This window comes from Clostridioides sp. ZZV14-6387 (assembly GCF_020657835.1).
In the GTDB taxonomy this organism is placed as follows: domain Bacteria; phylum Bacillota; class Clostridia; order Peptostreptococcales; family Peptostreptococcaceae; genus Clostridioides; species Clostridioides difficile_A.
Genome location: NZ_JAGWCW010000004.1, coordinates 1 through 18,960, shown reverse-complemented (window position 1 = coordinate 18,960; position 18,960 = coordinate 1). Strand labels below are relative to the sequence as shown.

Annotated in this window: 17 protein-coding genes, 1 pseudogene, 1 riboswitch and 1 other annotated feature; of the genes and pseudogenes, 13 read left to right on the top strand and 5 right to left on the bottom strand. The window is 27.7% G+C overall.

Annotated elements, in window-relative coordinates; translation table 11 throughout:
* The first annotated feature begins 17 nt into the window (after window positions 1-17).
* The 6 genes from phoU (at window position 18) to rgaR (ending at window position 8,548) form a co-directional block, all read left to right on the top strand.
* On the top strand, window positions 18-671 hold the full coding sequence (gene phoU / locus KGF38_RS03295; RefSeq protein ID WP_054271708.1) for a phosphate signaling complex protein PhoU: 654 nt from the start codon (window positions 18-20) through the stop codon (window positions 669-671).
* Between the two features lie 159 nt (window positions 672-830).
* A complete protein-coding gene (locus KGF38_RS03290) occupies window positions 831-1,703 on the top strand; it encodes an FUSC family protein (RefSeq protein WP_054271707.1) in 873 nt (290 codons plus the stop codon).
* Between the two features lie 83 nt (window positions 1,704-1,786).
* Window positions 1,787-3,223, top strand: coding sequence for a [Fe-Fe] hydrogenase large subunit C-terminal domain-containing protein (locus tag KGF38_RS03285; RefSeq protein ID WP_054277638.1), 1,437 nt, complete (start codon window positions 1,787-1,789; stop codon window positions 3,221-3,223).
* A gap of 47 nt (window positions 3,224-3,270) precedes the next feature.
* Window positions 3,271-4,098, top strand: a complete 828-nt coding sequence (locus KGF38_RS03280; RefSeq protein ID WP_074179343.1) for a polysaccharide deacetylase family protein — start codon at window positions 3,271-3,273, stop codon at window positions 4,096-4,098.
* Window positions 4,099-4,408: 310 nt separating this feature from the next.
* Window positions 4,409-4,670 (top strand) — a binding site (T-box leader).
* Between the two features lie 76 nt (window positions 4,671-4,746).
* The gene (locus KGF38_RS03275; RefSeq protein WP_054271704.1) at window positions 4,747-7,413 is read left to right on the top strand and encodes a valine--tRNA ligase; all 2,667 of its coding nucleotides are present in this window, start codon (window positions 4,747-4,749) and stop codon (window positions 7,411-7,413) included.
* Between the two features lie 424 nt (window positions 7,414-7,837).
* On the top strand, window positions 7,838-8,548 hold the full coding sequence (rgaR, locus tag KGF38_RS03270) for a two-component system response regulator RgaR (protein WP_054271703.1): 711 nt from the start codon (window positions 7,838-7,840) through the stop codon (window positions 8,546-8,548).
* Window positions 8,549-8,807: 259 nt separating this feature from the next.
* Here rgaR and KGF38_RS03265 read toward each other — a convergent pair whose 3' ends face one another.
* Both KGF38_RS03265 and KGF38_RS03260 read right to left on the bottom strand, forming a co-directional pair.
* Window positions 8,808-9,131 carry an AzlD domain-containing protein gene (locus KGF38_RS03265; RefSeq protein WP_054271702.1) on the bottom strand — a complete coding sequence of 108 codons (324 nt, stop codon included), beginning with the start codon at window positions 9,129-9,131 and terminating at the stop codon, window positions 8,808-8,810.
* The gene (locus KGF38_RS03260) at window positions 9,121-9,837 is read right to left on the bottom strand and encodes an AzlC family ABC transporter permease (protein ID WP_227832153.1); all 717 of its coding nucleotides are present in this window, start codon (window positions 9,835-9,837) and stop codon (window positions 9,121-9,123) included. The genes KGF38_RS03265 and KGF38_RS03260 overlap by 11 nt, the downstream gene beginning before the upstream one ends.
* Window positions 9,838-10,627: 790 nt before the next feature.
* Here KGF38_RS03260 and KGF38_RS03255 point away from each other — a divergent pair.
* The 3 genes from KGF38_RS03255 (at window position 10,628) to KGF38_RS03245 (ending at window position 13,079) form a co-directional block, all read left to right on the top strand.
* Window positions 10,628-10,975 (top strand): S8 family serine peptidase, encoded by a 348-nt coding sequence (locus tag KGF38_RS03255; RefSeq protein ID WP_227832152.1) that lies wholly within the window; start codon window positions 10,628-10,630, stop codon window positions 10,973-10,975.
* Window positions 10,976-10,987: 12 nt separating this feature from the next.
* Entirely contained in the window at window positions 10,988-11,647 is a 660-nt protein-coding gene (locus tag KGF38_RS03250; RefSeq protein WP_227832151.1) for a hypothetical protein, read from the top strand.
* Between the two features lie 133 nt (window positions 11,648-11,780).
* Window positions 11,781-13,079 carry a bifunctional folylpolyglutamate synthase/dihydrofolate synthase gene (locus KGF38_RS03245; protein ID WP_074179341.1) on the top strand — a complete coding sequence of 433 codons (1,299 nt, stop codon included), beginning with the start codon at window positions 11,781-11,783 and terminating at the stop codon, window positions 13,077-13,079.
* Window positions 13,080-13,209: 130 nt separating this feature from the next.
* On the opposite strand, the gene KGF38_RS03240 is transcribed toward KGF38_RS03245, so the two are convergent.
* Complete coding sequence (locus tag KGF38_RS03240; protein WP_054271699.1) at window positions 13,210-13,455, bottom strand: TIGR03905 family TSCPD domain-containing protein; 246 nt, start codon at window positions 13,453-13,455, stop codon at window positions 13,210-13,212.
* Between the two features lie 147 nt (window positions 13,456-13,602).
* On the opposite strand from KGF38_RS03240, the gene KGF38_RS03235 reads away from it, so the two are divergent.
* On the top strand, window positions 13,603-14,469 hold the full coding sequence (locus tag KGF38_RS03235; protein ID WP_054271698.1) for a YncE family protein: 867 nt from the start codon (window positions 13,603-13,605) through the stop codon (window positions 14,467-14,469).
* 3 nt (window positions 14,470-14,472) lie between these two features.
* Here KGF38_RS03235 and KGF38_RS03230 read toward each other — a convergent pair whose 3' ends face one another.
* Together KGF38_RS03230 and KGF38_RS03225 are read right to left on the bottom strand one after the other, a co-directional pair.
* Window positions 14,473-15,009: a DUF4364 family protein gene (locus KGF38_RS03230; RefSeq protein ID WP_009891708.1), complete on the bottom strand. Its 537-nt coding sequence runs from the start codon at window positions 15,007-15,009 to the stop codon at window positions 14,473-14,475.
* 190 nt (window positions 15,010-15,199) lie between these two features.
* Window positions 15,200-15,403 carry an alpha/beta-type small acid-soluble spore protein gene (locus KGF38_RS03225; RefSeq protein WP_003422115.1) on the bottom strand — a complete coding sequence of 68 codons (204 nt, stop codon included), beginning with the start codon at window positions 15,401-15,403 and terminating at the stop codon, window positions 15,200-15,202.
* A 290-nt stretch (window positions 15,404-15,693) separates the two neighbouring features.
* Here KGF38_RS03225 and KGF38_RS03220 point away from each other — a divergent pair, with 290 nt between their 5' ends.
* From KGF38_RS03220 to KGF38_RS03210, 3 genes and pseudogenes are all read left to right on the top strand, one after another.
* Entirely contained in the window at window positions 15,694-16,458 is a 765-nt protein-coding gene (locus KGF38_RS03220; RefSeq protein ID WP_074179786.1) for a polysaccharide deacetylase family protein, read from the top strand.
* A 389-nt stretch (window positions 16,459-16,847) separates the two neighbouring features.
* Window positions 16,848-18,161 carry a proline reductase-associated electron transfer protein PrdC gene (gene prdC, locus KGF38_RS03215; protein WP_054271696.1) on the top strand — a complete coding sequence of 438 codons (1,314 nt, stop codon included), beginning with the start codon at window positions 16,848-16,850 and terminating at the stop codon, window positions 18,159-18,161.
* A 396-nt stretch (window positions 18,162-18,557) separates the two neighbouring features.
* Window positions 18,558-18,643: riboswitch (cyclic di-GMP riboswitch) on the top strand.
* Window positions 18,644-18,658: 15 nt separating this feature from the next.
* A pseudogene (locus KGF38_RS03210) lies at window positions 18,659-18,960 on the top strand (cell surface protein); the annotation flags it as partial.

The following is an 18,960-nucleotide window of genomic DNA, read 5'->3' as shown; positions in this document are numbered from 1 at the left end:
TATAAAGGAGTTAGACAATGGTCAATAATAGCTTAGATATAAGTATTGATACTTTAAAGGAACAAACAGTACTTATGATGGAAAAATGTGAAGAAGCAATAGAAAAGTCTGTGACTTGTATGATAGAGAAGGATTTAGAGGGTGCAAGAAAAGTAGTAGAAAATGATGAAGAGATAAATAAATTGAGAGAAGAGATAAGAGATAAAAGTATAGAACTAATAGTATTAAAGCAACCAATGGCAAGAGACTTAAGATTTATCTATTCATTAGGAAATATATCAATAGAGTTAGAAAGAATAGGAGATTATGCAGCCAACATAGCTAGAGAAATGTTGAAAATAGGTGGAGAAGCTTATATAAAAGAGCTGATAGATATTCCTAAGATGGCAAAAGAGTGTAAGGATATGATGTCTCAGACTAGAGAAGCTTTAATCTTATTTGATGCAAGTATAGCTTATGATGTAGGAACTAAAGATGATATTGTAGATGGTTTGTATGAACAAGTACAAATTGATTGTCTAAAAATAATGCATGAAAATACGAATACTATAGACCAAGGAGTAAAACTTTTACTTATAGGAAGATACCTTGAACGAATTGGAGACCACATAACAAATGTATGTGAAAAGATAATTTTTGCAATTGAAGGTAAAATGGTAGAGATAGGATAAAAAAACTGCTTTAAAGCAGTTTTTTTTATTGTCTAAATTAAGAAGTAATTGATAAAAAAATATGATTAATGGGTAAATTTAAAAAATTGTGATATACTAGGAACATATTAAATATGAGGATGCGTATTTTATATAAGGTGCTTTTTAGGAGGTGGAACTTTGAAACTTCAAAAGATGGGTATGAGAACCATAAAGACAGGAATTAGTGTAACTTTATGTATGCTCCTTGGTGACTATTTAGTTGAGAATATGTTTTATTCTTTGGTAGCATGTATAATTTCTGTTCAAGATACAGTAAAAGGTTCTTTAAAAACAGGAATCAATAGAGTGGAAGGTACTATTTTAGGTGGTATAATAGGATTCATATTTGCCATCACTAAAGCTGGAGACCCATTTTTATGTGGTCTAGGAGTAATGTGCTCAATATATTTATGTAATCTGTTTAAAATAAAGTCAGTAGTAGTTGCTTGTGTAACCTTTCTGGCTATACATTTAGGTGTAGGTAATAATGACCCTGTATATTATTCTTTACATAGAGTATTAGATACATCTGTAGGTGTTTTATTTGGGGTACTTGTTAATTATTATGTTGCTAGACCAAATTATCTAAATAGTGTTATAGATGAATTTAAAAAGATAGAAGAACTTTCAATGTTACTTATTGAAGATAAAATACTCAGAAAAAATAATTTAGATGTAGAGAGATTTGAAGAAGAAGTAGAAAAATTAGAAGAAATATACTCAAAACTTATTGATGAGTTGGATTATAGTTTGAGTGAAACTAATATAGAAAAAATTGAGAATGCCTTAAGGATATGTAGAGAGATACATTTTCACATGCAGTCTATAGAGTTACTAGAAAATAAACTTTATTTGAAGGAGCATACATATAAATACCTTAAGAAAATATATAATGTAGATGAATTAGACTGGAATATAGATGAAGAAAAAAGTCCTGTATTCAACTATCATTTAATGAAAATAATGCTTGAAATAGAGATGTTAAAGAAATTAAATAAATTATATCAATAATAGTAAGTAAATAATAAATAAAAAATAGTATCTTTGTAAATATTAAACATATATAAGTTTAATTTACGGAGGTACTATTTTTTATGGATACTAGAAATGATAATTCTAAAATATTAGAAATATATAAGATGAAGCTTTTTGGAGAACTTGTAAAGACAGTTTGGAATGATGATACAGAGGATATTGAAAACTTACCTGAAAAAATATTAAATGAAAACTTAAATGAAAATTTAAAAACTAATTTTGGTGAAAAATTTGATAAAGATACTATGGTAAATTTAATTAGGGTGACTATGGGATTAGATGTAACAGGAGACACAGACAAAAATTTAAAAGATACACTACATGAAGCTGTAAATTTAGATGAAGTCAAAAGACCAATAATATCTATAATATCAGATGCTTGCAAATATTGTGATGAAAATAATAAGGAAGATAAGTCATGTAAAATAAGAAGCAAGCATATTAATTGTAATGAGGAAGATGTATGTAGTGCTTGTGGTGATTGTGTATCAAGATGTAAGTTGGGTGCAATATCAGATAAGATAGAATTTATACCAATGATAAAATTGTTAAAAGACATAAAGAGTCCCGTATATGCAATAGTAGCACCAGCTTTTGTAGGTCAGTTTGGAAAAGATGTAAGCCCTGGTAAATTAAGAACTGCATTAAAAAAGATAGGCTTTGAAGATATGATAGAAGTTGCTTTGGCGGCGGATATGCTTACTGCAAAAGAAGCATATGACTATTACGAACATATGAAAAAAGATGAAGAAGGATGCTTTATAACTAGTTGTTGCTGTCCTATTTGGGTCAGCTTGATACAGAATAGTTTTCCTCAAATATTGGAGAATGTATCGCCATCTGTTTCTCCTATGATTGCTTGTGGTAGAGCTGTAAAAATTTTGAATCCAGATGCTAAAGTTGTATTCATAGGTCCTTGCATGGCGAAAAAGAAAGAAGCAATGTTAGAAGATATAAAGGATGCAGTTGATTTTGTGCTTACATTTAAAGAGTTACAAGAAATATTTGATGCATTAGAGTTAAATCCAGCGATAATGGATGAAAGTAATAGAGTAGAGGCATCCCTTTCAGGTAGAGTTTATGCTAGAACAGGAGGTGTAAGTAAAGCAGTTAAATTATCAGTTAGAAGAATTGACAAAAACATAAAATTTGAAGAAAAAGCATTTGAAGGAACAAAAGAATGTATGGACGGTTTAAAGAAAGTTTTAAATAATGAGATAGAAGCTACATTTATAGAAGGAATGGGGTGTGTAGGAGGCTGTGTGGGAGGTCCTAAGCGTATTCTAAGTGTAGAAGAAGGAACTAAAAATGTCGATGAATATAGTGAAAGTACAAATATGGAAACTCCGTTTGACAATTTAAATGTATTACAATTTTTAACTTCTTTGGGAATCAAAAGAGTAGACTCTTTAGGAGAAAAGGAAGAAGAAAAAGTTAAAAAAATATTTAGTAGAGATATAAAAAGCAATAAGAAAGAGAATAAGTATAAAAAATAATTTTTTTACTCTTAAACTTATGCTTTTATAAAAGGGAGATATGGGGGATGAAAATTAAAGATAATAAGACTGCTTTTCATGTAATTATAAGGATATTTCTTATAGCTGTTTTAATTTTAACTGGAACATTATTAGAAGAAAAAATTAATAATGTTCCAGTCCAAAATATAAGCACAAAAGATGAAAATACACTAGAATTACTTTCTCAAAATAATACTTTAGGAGAAATTATGTATAAAGCATCTCAAGAGGAAACAAAAGGGCCAGGAGCTACTTCTGAAAAAGTAGCATACATAACAATAGATGATGGACCATCAAAATATACAAATGCACTTCTTGATATTTTAAAAGAAAATGATGTCAAAGCGACATTTTTCATGCTTAATCAAAATATGAAAAACCATAAGGAAGAAGTAAAAAGAGTATTAGAAGAAAAAAATTCAATAGGTTTTCATAGTGTAAGTCATGATATACATAAGCTATATAAAAGCCCAGACGTAACAGTTGGTGAGTTTAATACATGTAATGATACTTTACAAGATATAACTGGTCAGAGCTCAAAATTAATAAGATTGCCATATGGAAGTAAGCCATATATGCCAGAAGGTTCATATAGTAAACTTATGGCAAATGATTACTTAATTTGGGATTGGAATTTGGATACACAAGATTGGAAATCTTCTACAAGTCAAATAGTTAGTAATATATTGTATTATGGAAGAAAAAGAGATGAATTGGTAGTGTTAATTCATGAGAAAGAACAAAGTTTAAATGCTCTAAATAACATTATAAGAATTTTAAAAGAGAGAGGATATACAATATTACCGATTACAGAGAATATCACACCTAAAAATTTCTGGCAAGAAAACTTATAATAAATTTAAATATAGTAAAAAATAAAGTAAATTATTTATGAAATAAAACATATAATTTATAAAATAGAATATAAAAAATATAGAATAATAAAGGAAATATAAAGAAAATATAATTTAAAATTAAGAAAATACTGTTAAGATTTAAACAAAATAATAGTATAATTTACTGTCATGATAAAATAAGTTGGAAAGATGGTATAGAAAATAACAATTATCATAAAATATAAAAAGATAATTGAGAAAATTCAGAAAAAATAAAATAAAAATAATTGACAAAAAGAATAATATTTGTATATAATAATATGTAACATTAAAGACTGAGAAGAAGAGGAGTAAGTAAATACTACTAAAAGAGAGGAAAATTCATTGGCTGTAAGATTTTCTAAGTATAAGGTTTACTGAATGTAGCTTTGGAGTTTCTAAACTGAACTGTTAGTAAGTTTAGACGGTTAGAACCGTTAAATTCTTTGAGAGTCAAAGTTGATAAAATAACATTAAGTAATATTTAGTTATATATTAATGTGTTTTAAGCTTTGGAATTAAGGTGGTAACGCGAGCTTTTCGTCCTTTTTAAAGAGGATGAAGGGCTCTTTTTTATTTCTAGAGATATTTTAAAAATTTATTTATAAAAATATAGGAGGCAAGACAATGGAAAATACGAACTTATCAAAAACTTATAATCCAAAAGATTTTGAGGCTAGGTTATATAAAAAATGGATGGACGAGGGGTATTTTAAATCTAAACCAAACCCAGATAAAAAGCCATTTACAATAATGATGCCACCACCAAACATAACAGGACAATTGCATATGGGACACGCTCTTGACCATACACTTCAAGATATATTAATTAGATGGAAGCGTATGGATGGGTATGAAGCTTTTTGGCTTCCAGGAACAGACCATGCTTCTATAGCAACTGAAGTTAAAGTTGTTGAAAGAATAAAAAAAGAAGAAGGTAAAACAAAGTATGAAATAGGTAGAGATGAATTTCTAAAGAGAGCTTGGGAATGGAAAGATGAATTTGGAGGAAAGATATCTAATCAGCTTAAGCAATTAGGAGATTCTTGCGATTGGGATAAAGAGAGATTTACTATGGATGAAGGGTGTAATGAAGCAGTTATAGAATTCTTTGTAAAATTGTATGAAAAAGGTCATATATACAGAGGAAATAGAATAATAAACTGGTGCCCAGATTGTAAAACTACTTTATCAGATGCAGAAGTTGAACATGAAGAACATGACGGAAACTTTTATCATATAAAATATCCACTAAAAGATAGTGAGGATTTCTTAGAAATAGCTACAACTAGACCTGAGACAATGATAGGAGATACTGGTATAGCAGTAAATCCAGAAGACGATAGATACAAACACTTAATAGGAAAAACAGCAATACTTCCATTAGTAGGAAGAGAACTTCCAATAGTTGCAGATAGTTATGTTGACTTAGAGTTTGGAACTGGTGCAGTTAAGATGACTCCAGCACATGACCCTAATGATTTTGAAGTAGGATTAAGACATAATCTTGAACAGTTAAATACTATGAATGAAGATGGAACTATGAATGAAGTTTGTGGAAAATATGAAGGTATGGATAGATTTGAGTGTAGAAAAGCTATCGTAGCAGACTTAAAAGAGCAAGGTTACCTAATTAACATAAAAGAGCATAATCATAATGTAGGAACTTGTTATAGATGCCATACAATAGTTGAGCCTAGATTATCAGAGCAATGGTTTGTTAAGATGGATGAACTTGCAAAACCAGCTATAGATATTCTTAAAAATGGAGAACTAGAATTTGTTCCAGAAAAATTTGATAAAACTTATTTACAATGGTTAGAAAATATAAGAGATTGGTGTATATCAAGACAATTATGGTGGGGTCATCAAATACCAGCTTATTATTGTCAAGAATGTGGAGAAATAGTAGTAGCAAAACAAATGCCTGATAAATGTCCTAAATGTGGAAGCACTCATTTTAAACAAGATGAAGATGCATTAGATACTTGGTTTAGTTCTGCACTATGGCCTTTCTCTACTCTAGGATGGCCAAATAAAACTGAAGCTTTAGACTACTATTACCCAACAAGTGTACTTGTTACAGGATATGATATAATATTCTTCTGGGTAGTTAGAATGGCTTTTGCAGGTATGTTCTGTATGAATGAGAAGCCATTTGACCATGTATTAGTTCATGGATTAGTAAGAGATTCTCAAGGTAGAAAGATGAGTAAATCTTTAGGAAATGGTATTGACCCATTAGAGATAATCGAGCAATATGGAGCTGATGCACTAAGATTTACATTAACAACTGGAAATTCCCCAGGAAATGATATGAGATTTTATATGGAAAGAGTAGAATTTGCTAGAAACTTTGCTAATAAATTGTGGAATGCATCAAGATTTGTATTTATGAATATTGATGAAGATATAATTAAAAACATAACTAGAGAAAGTGTTAAAGATAATTTAACTCTAGCAGATAAATGGATAATATCAAGAGCAAATAATATTGTAAAAGAAGCAACTAATAACATGGATAAGTTTGATTTAGGAATAGCACTTCAAAAGATATATGATTTCACTTGGTCAGAGTACTGTGACTGGTATATTGAAATGGTTAAACCTAGATTATATGGAGAAGATACAGATGCTAAGTCTGCAGCATTATACACATTGACTTATGTTCTTGAAAAGATATTAAAATTATTACATCCATATATGCCATTTATAACAGAGGAGATATACACTTACCTTCCTACTGTTGAAGGATGTATAATAGTATCTGAGTGGCCAAAATATAATGAAGAAGATAATATGGTTGAAGAAGAAGAAATGATGAATTTATTGATGGAAGGTATAAGAAGTATAAGAAATGTGAGAGCAGAAATGAATGTACCACCTTCTAAGAAAGCTAAGTTGATAATAGTACCAAGTGAAGAAAAGGTAGAAGCTATTGAACTTGGTAAAGATTATTTTATAACTTTAGCATCTGCTTCAAATGTTGAAATAGCAAAAGATAAATCTAATGTTCCAGAAGATGCAGTTGGAGTAGTTATTGATGGTGTTGAAATATTTATACCTCTTAATGAACTAGTTGACTTTGAAAAAGAAATTGAGAGATTATCTAAAGAAAAGAAAAAATTAGAGGGAGAAATAAAGAGAGTTAATGGAAAACTTGCAAACCAAGGATTCTTAGCAAAAGCTCCTGAAAGTTTAATTGAAGAAGAAAAAGCTAAAAAAGAAAAATTTGAAGAAATGATTAAATCTGTTGATGAAAGATTAACAAATTTAGAATCTAAAATAAAATAAATACTAGAGTTAATAAAAACATACAAAAAGTACGTAATCTGTACTTTTTGTATGTTTTTCTTTCTATATATACAAATATGATGTTATAATTCATTACAGATGTGTTATATTTTTATCTTATTTATGATGATATTAATCTTATATCTAAAAAATTTATGAGCAATAAAAATTTGCTATATTATGATATTTAATATAGGATGATAAAATACAGATTACGTTTGCCTTCATATATTTTTTGCACAATATATCTAGAAAAATAGATGAATTTATCATAATTTAAGTTTATGTATCAAAGATAATTACTAGAAGTAGTTTAATCGACAATTTAAGTTTGTAAAGAAATTTGAATATAAAAGTCAATGAGTACAGTTTGTAAATTGAAATAAAGTAAACTAAATGATATTTTAGATTTGGAGGTGATATTATGTTCAGGGTAGTTATATGTGATGACGAAAAAATACAAAGAAGCATACTTAAGGAATTTGCAGAAAAACTTTTGTCTGAAAGGTGTCTAAATTATCAAATACTGGAATTCTCTTGTGGAGAAGATTTAATATCTAAATACCCAGAAAAAATTGACATTATATTTTTAGATATCCAAATGAAAGATATCAATGGAATTGAGGTGGCTAAAAAGATAAGAAAGTTTGATGAAAAAGTAGAAATTATATTTACAACTGCTTTTTCAGAGTATGCCCCCCAGGGTTATGAAGTACGTGCTTATAGATATTTAGTAAAGCCTATAGAGTATAGTAACTTTGCAATGGGTGTAAATCTTTGTATTGATAACCTTCAAAGAAAGAAGGAGCGTTATATAGTTTTAAATAGTAAAAAAGGATTTAATAGAATACTTATAGATTCTATTTTATATGTTGAAACTGTAAAGAGAGATTTAGTTGTACATACATTAGGGAGAGATTATAAAGCCAATATGAGCATGAAACAAGCAGAAAAATTATTGTGTGAAAATGGATTTTTCAGATGTCATACAAGTTTTATTGTCAATTTGAGAAGGATAGAAGATCTTGGTGATAATATGATTACTATTAATGAGAAATTTATACCAATTAGTAAGTATAGACTCAAAGATTTAAAAGTAGCATTAACAAGCTTGTTATGTGATATAATGTATTAATTTTGAAAAAGGTAAATTAAAATATTTAAAAAATATTTAAAGTCATCACAGAGCTATTGATTTAAGACTGTCTTAATATAGAAAAAATTCTCTGTATTAAGACGGCCTTTATTATGATGTAAAATAGTAGCTTATAGATTCTAGGTATTGTTTCATTATGTGGAGTGCACAATTATAATAGATTAATTATTAGTGTATTATAGATAATTTCTATATGTAGTATTTTAGTTTTTTACTATGCATTAACATATATTAAATTTTACAATATGACTCCAAAAAAGCATATAGATATTGCACCTACAGCTATTGAGATAGCAATAGACTTGAATTTATAAGCTACTAATAGTACTATTATACCTGATATAATTTTGGGATTAGTTAATGACATATATAGATTATCTCCATTAAAAAAAATATCTTTTGCTATGAGTGAACTAAGTATAGCAATAGGTATAAACTTCATGATGTCTTTAATAGAATCAGGCATATCATTTTTTGAAAGTATTATCATAGGTAAAATTCTTGGAATATAAGTAACAATTGCCATACCTAAAATAACTACAAGTATGTAATTAGTATTCATGGATTTCCTCCTTCTTGCGAGTTAACTTTTGTATATAAAAGCCAAATAAAGCAGATAAAATAGATGCTATTATGATGACTAAACTACTTTTAAAGAAAGTATATAAAATTATTGATAATAGGATAGAAAGCGTTGAAACTAGTATGTATACTTTACTTTTAATTTGATTAACTACTAATGTTATGAACATTGCTATAAGTAGAAAGCTTGCTACAGAATCACTTATAGTGACAATTTCTCCAAGAAATGCTCCTAAGAAACAACTACCAGCCCATACTAGTATACAAAGATTGTTTAGGTATAATGCGTGTTTATCTGTCCAATTACTATAAGTATATTTTTCTAAGTTTATAGCAAATGTTTCATCTGTAACACCATGACAAAAATACATTAAAAACCTCATATTTTTATTTTTTATATGCATATGTAAGTTGGAGCTCATTAAAAAATTACGAAGATTCAATATAAATGTGGTTAGTACTATTGAAGTTATACTTCCATTTGAAGCTAGCATTGAAGCAGCCACAAACTGTGAACTACCTGCAAATACCATAAGTGACATCATTAGTATGTAAAAGGCAGATAAACCTGCTTTTTGAAGCATAATACCACAAATAAGTCCTAATGGGATATATCCTAGAAATATTGGGATTGATGTCAGAAAACTTTCCTTTAAAATTTCTTTTCTTGATATTTCTTCTTTCAAATATAATCACCTCTTTAAAATAATGAATATTTATAAAATTCTATAAATATTTGTTTCATTTTATTATATCTATTTTAATTAGTTATATCAATGTCTGAGGCAATACAGTATATATTAAAATAAGCATTTATAATTTGTAGAATTTATAGTAATGAATTTATAAATAGTTTAGTTCTATTAAAAGATTCCCTTTTATGCAATTTATTTATTGAAATATGATATAATATATAAGGGTTTAGGTATCAATCCTTAGGATAATGACTATATAAATTTTATGAGTGTGCAGAGTGCAAGTTTTTATGTGCTGATTTAAATATATATTTATTCGCTATCTTGAGTGTTTTTTTACATATTGATTCATACATTGTAGAATGTATTACAAGACAATTACATTTAAATTAATGTTCTTATAGTATATAAATAATTATTCCCATAAATAAAATTGAGGTTTATGATATTTAAGTAAAAAAGTAGAATGTGTAATTGGTGGTTAATTATAAATATATATGAATAAAGTATACAAGGGGATTGTCTAATAAGAAGGATAATCTCCTTTTTACAAATAATTCTAAATTGTGATATAAATCTAAAAATTTTATCTTATTATTTAACAATTTAATGATAATAATTGATATAATGAATATAAATTGAATATATAGTATACTTAATTTATGTTTTTAGAAGTAAATATGGCATTTAAAAGAGAAATTGTGCAACTTAAATTAAAATTTAAGATGAACTATTAACATAGATATATTAAAAACTTTTAGTAATGGAGAATATATGTGATATGAATAATAAAGTTAAGGTTGCAGTATTAGATACAGGAATAGATAAAGAACATGATTACTTAAAGGATAACTTAGTTGGAGGAATTGCTTTTGAATGTATACATGATTATATTTTTATATCAGATAAATTTGATGATGAAGATGGTCATGGAACTGCTTGTGCATCAATAATAAAGAAGGAGTATGAAGATGTAGAGCTATTTGTTATAAAAGTTTTAGGTAAAGATAGCATCGCAAATATAAAAGTTCTTGAAGAAGCATTAAAATATCTTTTAGACACAAACATAAGATTGATTAACTTAAGTTTATCAGTCATAGGAGTAGAAAGTGTCAAGGGATTATTTTAAGTTTGTTATGAATTGTTTAGAAAAGGGAAAATAATAGTATGTTCATTATCTAATGAATTTGACTTAAGTTATCCAGCAATGTTTAATAATGTTATAGGAGTGAGAGGATTTACCTTAGATGTAGATGATTCTTTTTGGTACAATAAAAAATATGATGTTCAATGTGTTATGGATAGTAATTCGTATATAAGTTGTGATATAAATAATTCTTATAGATTACCACCAAAGTGTAATAGCTATGTAGCAGCAAAATTTACTGGTAAAATAGCTAAGATATTGTCTGAAAATCCAGATATAACGATATCTGATTTAAATGATAAACTTGAACTATTAGCAATTAAAAATAATTGGGATAGTTTTGATTTAGATGAATATAGTAGAATTCCAAACTTTAAACTAGATTTGTATGACAAAGAAAATGTTCTTCTTATGAAAGTCGCTGATGTTATTAGAGATTGCTTAAATATTAAAGTTGATAATGAAAAATTATTTCAATGTAGTCTTTTTAATAAAGAGATAGGATTAGTTTATGATAATTGTTTTAGTTTGCTTCAAAAACTAGAACGGGTATTTAACATAAAATTTAATTATATGGATATATCAAAGTATGATTTAGTTTCGATATATACATTAACTGAGTTAGTAGAAATGTATAAAAACAAAAAATTATAAATAAGGAATTAGTAATTAGATTTAATGTATAAGGTATTAGATTATATGTATTCTTTGTCAGTAGATTAAAAGCAAAAAATATACTATAATTAGATAACATAAAAGAAAATGCCGATACAGGGGGAATTAGATAATGAAATATGAAGAAGCATTAGAGTACATATCACAAACCAATAAGTTTGGTATAAGATTAGGTCTAGAGAATATTGGAAAATTATTAGAATTATTGGGGAACCCACAAGAAACTTTAAATATAATACATGTAGCTGGAACTAATGGAAAAGGCTCAGTGTGTTCTTTTGTTTCTAATATACTAAGAGAGTGTGGATATAAAGTTGGTTTATATACATCTCCGTATTTAGAAACCTTTACTGAACGTATAAGAGTAAATGGAGAAAATATACCACAAGACGATGTTGCTAGGATAATTGAATTAATAAAAGAAAAAATAGATATTATGGTAGAACAAGGCTATGCATATCCAACGGAGTTCGAGGTGGTTACTGCAATGGCATTTTATTACTATTCAGAACAAAATGTGGATTTTGTTGCTTTAGAAGTTGGTTTAGGTGGAAGATATGATGCTACCAATATAATAACAAAATCACTTGTAAGTGTAATAGCATCTATAAGTTTAGACCATACAGGAATACTTGGAGACACAATAGAAAAAATAGCATATGAAAAGGCTGGGATAATAAAGGAAAATGGAGTAGTACTAGTATATGACCAAACTGATGAAGCAAAAAATGTCATAAAGTCAGTTTGTAATGAGAAAAAAGCACAATATACAGAAGTTAATTTTGATGATATAAATATAAAAAAATCAGATATAGACTCTCAAATATATGACTGTACTGTAATGAAAGAAATTTACAAAGACCTTGAAATAAAATTGATAGGTGAACATCAGATAAATAATTCTATATTGGCGATGAGTGTAATAAAATATTTAAAAGATATAAACAAATTAGAAAAGATAAGTGAAGAATCTATAAGAAAAGGACTTATAAATACTAAGTGGCCAGGAAGAATAGAAAAAATAAAAGAAAATCCAATTTTTATAATAGATGGTGCGCATAATGAAGATGGAGCAAAATCTTTAGCAAAAGCACTTAATAAGAATTTTAAAGATAGAAGTTTAACCCTATTAATAGGTATGCTAGAAGATAAAGACATTGATAGTGTTTTAAATATATTATTGCCACATTTTAATAAGGTAATAACAACAACTCCTAATAATCCAAGAGCCATAAATTCAGATATATTAAAAGAAAAAGTATTAAAATATGTAGATGATGTAACATCAAAGCATGAGATAGAAGATGCAGTAAATTACACATTGGAAACATCAAATAAAGATGATGTTATAATAAGTGCAGGTTCTTTATATATGATTGGGACAGTTAGAACTTTAGTAAATAAATTATAACTTTATAAAATAAAAATATAAATACATGAATATAAATAAAAATATAAAAAAAGCTATCTAACTTAGTAGATAGCTCTTTTTTATATAAAGTAAGCTTTTAATAATTTTTCTGATGTTTATATAGTGGTAATTATATAGATTGACGGATAGCTTTAGATAGCTGGTCAGGGCAAGAAGTACCTTTTCCACCACAATCAATACCATTTAATTTATCAGCAACTTCAAGAGCATTTTGACCAATTATTAAGCTTCTAAGTCCTGATAAATTACCATTACATCCTCCTATGAACTCAGCATCAACAATCACATTATTTTCATCAACTTCAAAAACCATTTCTCTACAACAAACACCACTTGGGTTAAATGTTACTTTCATTAAAAAGACCTCCATTAAATATATTTCATTTTTTTAACATTAATAATAATACCAAATATATGCGTAATAATGCAACTATAAAGCATAATACAAGCTAATGAAATAATATATTATTGTAGTATATGTATTGTGGAGAGGAGGGGTTATGTGAAAATCTATATTTCTAACTATCTATCAAAGAGTATTAGTATAGTTGATTATTCTACACTTGAGCTAGAAAAGGAAATAGTATTAGAAGATAATATATATCCACATCATTTTTGCATAGAAAAAGAAAAAAATTTAATATACATACCTAGTTCAAGTAATGGGATACTCTATGTCTTAGATTTAAGCAATGATAAAATAATTGATACTGTTTCCATAGGAGGAAGTCTTAGTCAAGTTGTACTTAGTGATAATGAATTATTTGTAGCAAATGAAGATTCTAATAGTATATACGTATTGGATAAAAACACATTAAATCCAATAGGAATTATTGGTGTTGATAACATGCCACATGGATTTGATTTTGACAGAGAAAGTAAAAAGTTATATGTACCATGTATAAATTCAATAGTATGTATAGATACAATAAATAAAAATATACAAAAGAAAATTAATATGGACTTTAGAGCATGGCATATAGAACTTGATAAACAAAAGAAAGAAATGTATATATCAACACTTGATGGAAAGCTTATAATAGTTGACGAAGTAAGTATGGATATAAAAAAGGTATTATATGAATTCTTATTACCAGTAGAAATAAGATTTAATTATAGTGGGAAAAAAGTTTATGTTGCTGATTTGGGTTATAATAATGTGAGAATTTTAGATTATACAACAAGTAGATACATTGGGAATATTGAGATAAATGGAATTCCACAGGGATTAGAAATATCTAAAGATGAAAGGTTATTATTTGTGTCAGATACACAAGAAAACTCAGTGAAAGTTTACGAAACTGCAAATAACAAATTAATAAAAGAAATCAAGGTAGGAAAAGAGCCTACAACTATAATTTGTTTGTAGGCTTTAATGTATGTCTCTTATAAGTAAGTCGATAACTTCGGCATACATATAAGATGCATTATTTTTCCAGTTGTTGCAAATAAGCTTTGCCTGTTTCTCTGATGAAACATTTAGATTTAAATCTATTAAGTTAGACTGATTTTCTATGACTCTAAGGTTGACAATAAATTCATTATCACTTTGTTTTACAAAACTAGACTTTACTTGAGTATCTGCTAGTAAATTTTCTTTATTAGAATCTATATACTTGTCTATTTTTTCTGTAACACTAGTAGGTATTCGATTAAAGAAGTATTCTAGACTTTCTACGCCTCTTTGAGTAAGAGCATAATATTCTCTGTCAGAGTCTTTATATGTAGTCAAAAACTTAGATTCCATAAGCTGAGATAAAAGCTGTTGTAATGAAAAATAATTCATCATCTCAGTCTCTAATACTACTTGAGTTATTTGAGAATTAGTTAAATCCATTTTAATTTTTTCTAATATATATAAAATTAAAAGTTTATGATACGCTAATTCTTCAGACGAGTTTTCAAACATAAATATCATCCTCCGTCAAACTATTTCTATATATAATATATTAAACTAATTCATACAAAATTAAAAGAACAATTTATATAGTATTATTAATCTTTAACAAATCATATAAAATTAATTTTACAAATAAATACAGAGAAACAGGGCTGCTAATTAGCAGCCCTGTTGATACCCAGGTGTCAAAATTTACTATCTATTTTCCAGCCATTTGTCTTTCAGCCATTTCAACTAATTTCTTAGTCATGTATCCACCAACATATCCATTTTCTCTAGCTGTTAAGTTTCCTTTGTCTATGTTTTCATAGTTAGATAAACCTATTTCGTTAGCTATTTCTAATTTCATTTGGTTTAAAGCAGCTTTTGCTTCTGGCACTACTGTTCTGTTTGAATTTGACATAGTAAATTTCCTCCTCAAATAATTAGTTTATGATGTCTAACAACACTTTTATTTATGTGATGTTAATACTAATTTCTCCAAAATAAAAATAATATATACAGAAAAATAAAGGTAAAAATGTAAAAAATATTAAAAAATTAAATAAACGGGTATTTTAGAGCGTTTAACTAGAACGATATAGATTTTGTTTTTTTACTTATTGTCTTATAAATTAAATATTACAGTACTTTTTTGAGCTAAAAAAAAATAAATTTTAAATATAGAAGAAATTATTTAAAAGGGGGAATAGTATGAAAAGAGAAGTCAAAAGAACTAAAGCTTTGATATATAGTGTTTTATTTTTTTCATTATTATTAGTATTAATATTTGCTCTTGTTTATGGAATAAAGTATATGTGTTCTAAGTCTGATAACTCAAAAATGCCTATATATAAAGTTGATACAAATGAGAAAAAAGTAGCTTTAAGTTTTGATGTTGCTTGGGGAACTAATAATATGGATGAAATTTTAAAGATTTTAGATAAACATAATGTAAAAGCTACTTTTTTTCTAGTTGGTAGCTGGGTAGATGATAATCAAGATATTGTGAAGGCTATAGATGAAAAGGGACATGAAATTGGCAATCATTCAAATACCCATGCGAATTTGAAAGAAATATCAAAAGAAGACATAACAAAAGAAATAGAAACTACATCAGGAAAGATATTTAATATAACAGGGAAAAAAACAAATTTGTTTAGACCACCTTTTGGAGATGTAAACAACAAAGCTATGGACATTTGCAGTGATTTAGGTTATAAAGTAATTAAGTGGGATGTGGATTCTATAGACTGGAAAGAGCTTGGTCCAAACCATGTAATTGAAAAAGTAATAAAAGAATCTCAACCTGGCTCAATAGTTTTATTTCATGCTAATATAAATGATGTAGATAACTATTTGGACACTATAATAAGTAAGCTTAAAAAAGATGGATACAGTTTAGTAAAAATATCAGACTTATTATATAAAGATAATTACATAATTGATTCTAATGGAGTGCAGAAACTTAAGAATTAACAAGTAGTAAATGTATATTTTAAGTAAAGTTGTGGTAAATTATATAGTATATGTTAGAAAAGTGTCGATAAAAAGACGGTGTCTATTTTTTGACACTTTTTATGCATGTATGCGATATCAATAATTATAGATTAAATTGGTTGAAAAAGTGTCTAATAATTGACTTTTATAAAATGAGTTTAAATATTTGAAAGAAGTTATGGATGCTGTAAGACAGTATTTTCAAAGGGTATAAGTTTGTTTAAAAGTTGGCATAGAAATTGCTTTGTTAATAAGCGATATGTTCTATAGAAATAAACAATATGTTAAGACATTGTAATAGAAAAACAACATTAACATTATTTGAACAGCTTATAAAAAAAATTAATATACTTAAGGGGGCGTACTAGTTGAACAAACTATATTCTATTTTATTAAAACAACACGTTGGTGGTCCAGATAAACCAGTAGTAAGTGTTGGAGATGTAGTAAAAAAAGGAACTCTAATCGCAGAACCAGCTGGATTAGGAGCAAATATTTATGCCAGTGTTAGTGGAAAAATAAGTGAAATAAATGACCAAGCTATAGTAATCGAAGCTGATGAAGTACAAGATGATACTTTTGAACCATTAAAAGGAGAAGGTATACTTGACTTAATTAAAGAAGCTGGAGTTGTAGGTATGGGTGGAGCAGGATTCCCTACTCATATAAAATTAAACATAGATTTAAAAGGTGGAACAATATTAGCAAATGCTGCTGAATGTGAACCTTTATTAGCTCATAACATAAAAGAAATAGAAGAAAGACCAGAGATAGTTTACCAAGGTATAAAATATGCTATGGAAGTTACTAATGCTGGAAAAGGTATGCTAGCAATAAAAAGCAAGCATCCAGAAGCAATAGCAGCATTTAAAAAAGTAATAAAGCCAGGAGATAATATAGAAGTTGCAGAACTAGTTGACATGTACCCAATGGGAGAAGAGAGAGCGATAGTAAGAGACGTTCTAGGTAAATTACTTGAGCCAACTCAATTACCTTCAGAAGCTAATGCAGTAGTAATAAATGTAGAAACATTAACTAGAATAGTAGAAGCTGTTGAGCAAAAAAGACCAGTTATATCTAAAAATGTAACTGTAGTTGGTCAATTAAACAGTGGAAAAGAATCTATAGTATTTGAAGATGTGCCAATTGGGACTACTGTTGGAGAATTAATTGAAAGAGCTGGTGGAATAAAAGGTGAATACGGTGAGATAATCTTAGGAGGACCTTTCACTGGTAAAGCTACTACTTTAGATACTCCAATAACTAAAACTAGTGGTGGTATAATAGTTACTATGCCATTTGTTAATGAAAAGAGAAAAATGGGTCTTTTAGTCTGTGCATGTGGACCTAATGAAGAAAGAATGAGAGACATAGCAGCTAAAATGGGAGTTACTGATATAGTATCAGTTCAAAAATGTAAACAAGCTCAAGAAATTAAAGGTGCATTAAAATGTGAAAATCCAGGACACTGTCCAGGACAAGCTCAAAAATGTATAGAATTTAAGAAAGCTGGAGCAGAAGTTATATTAATAGGAAACTGTACTGACTGTAGTAACACAGTAATGGGTTCTGCACCAAAATTAAAATTAGGTGTATATCATATTACTGACCATGTAATGAGAACAGTTAATCACCCATTAATAAGAAGAATAAAAGGTGACGTAAGATTAAAAATAAAATAATATAATATAAAAATATATAATAAAACATCCTTGGAAAAAATTGGAAAATTGTTTTCAGGGATGTTTTTTTGTTGTTATATGTCGATAACATTAACGAATAATATAAATAATATGGAAAAAATAGACAAAATATAATATCTAATATATAATAATGGCAATAGCTATTAAAATTATATTAGACAAAAACAAACTCAGATATGTGGTCATATTGACATATAAAAATTGAATTGAGTCAATTATCCAATAGAGTAAATAGTTTTGTATTATCTCAAGATACTCTACAGTATCTTTTTTAATGTAAGAATAAGTTTTTGTCTCTTACTAATAATTTTAGAATGTTCGTAAAGAGTGCACTTAAAAAATAAAAAATATTACAAAAATAAAAATTACTAAAAACCTATTTATAGAAACTGTGAAGTATATCTTAAATTTGGGCACTTAAAAGATATATGGAGTTAGTAGTGCAACCTGCTATAAATATAAATAGGAGGAAAATCTTGAAAATAAAAATTAAAAAATCAAGTATAATTAGTTTAGTAATTGCTTTTAGTATGGCATTTACTGCATTTGCACCAATAATATCTTATGCTGACGAAGTAAGTGGAAAAGATACAATACTTGGTGGAGAGAAGCCATCAGGAGGAGAAACACCAGATGGAGAGAAACCATCAGGAGGGGAAACACCAGATGGAGAGAAACCATCAGGAGGAGAAACACCAGACGGAGAGAAGCCATCAGGAGGAGAAACACCAGACGGAGAGAAACCATCAGGAGGAGAAACACCAGATGGAGAGAAGCC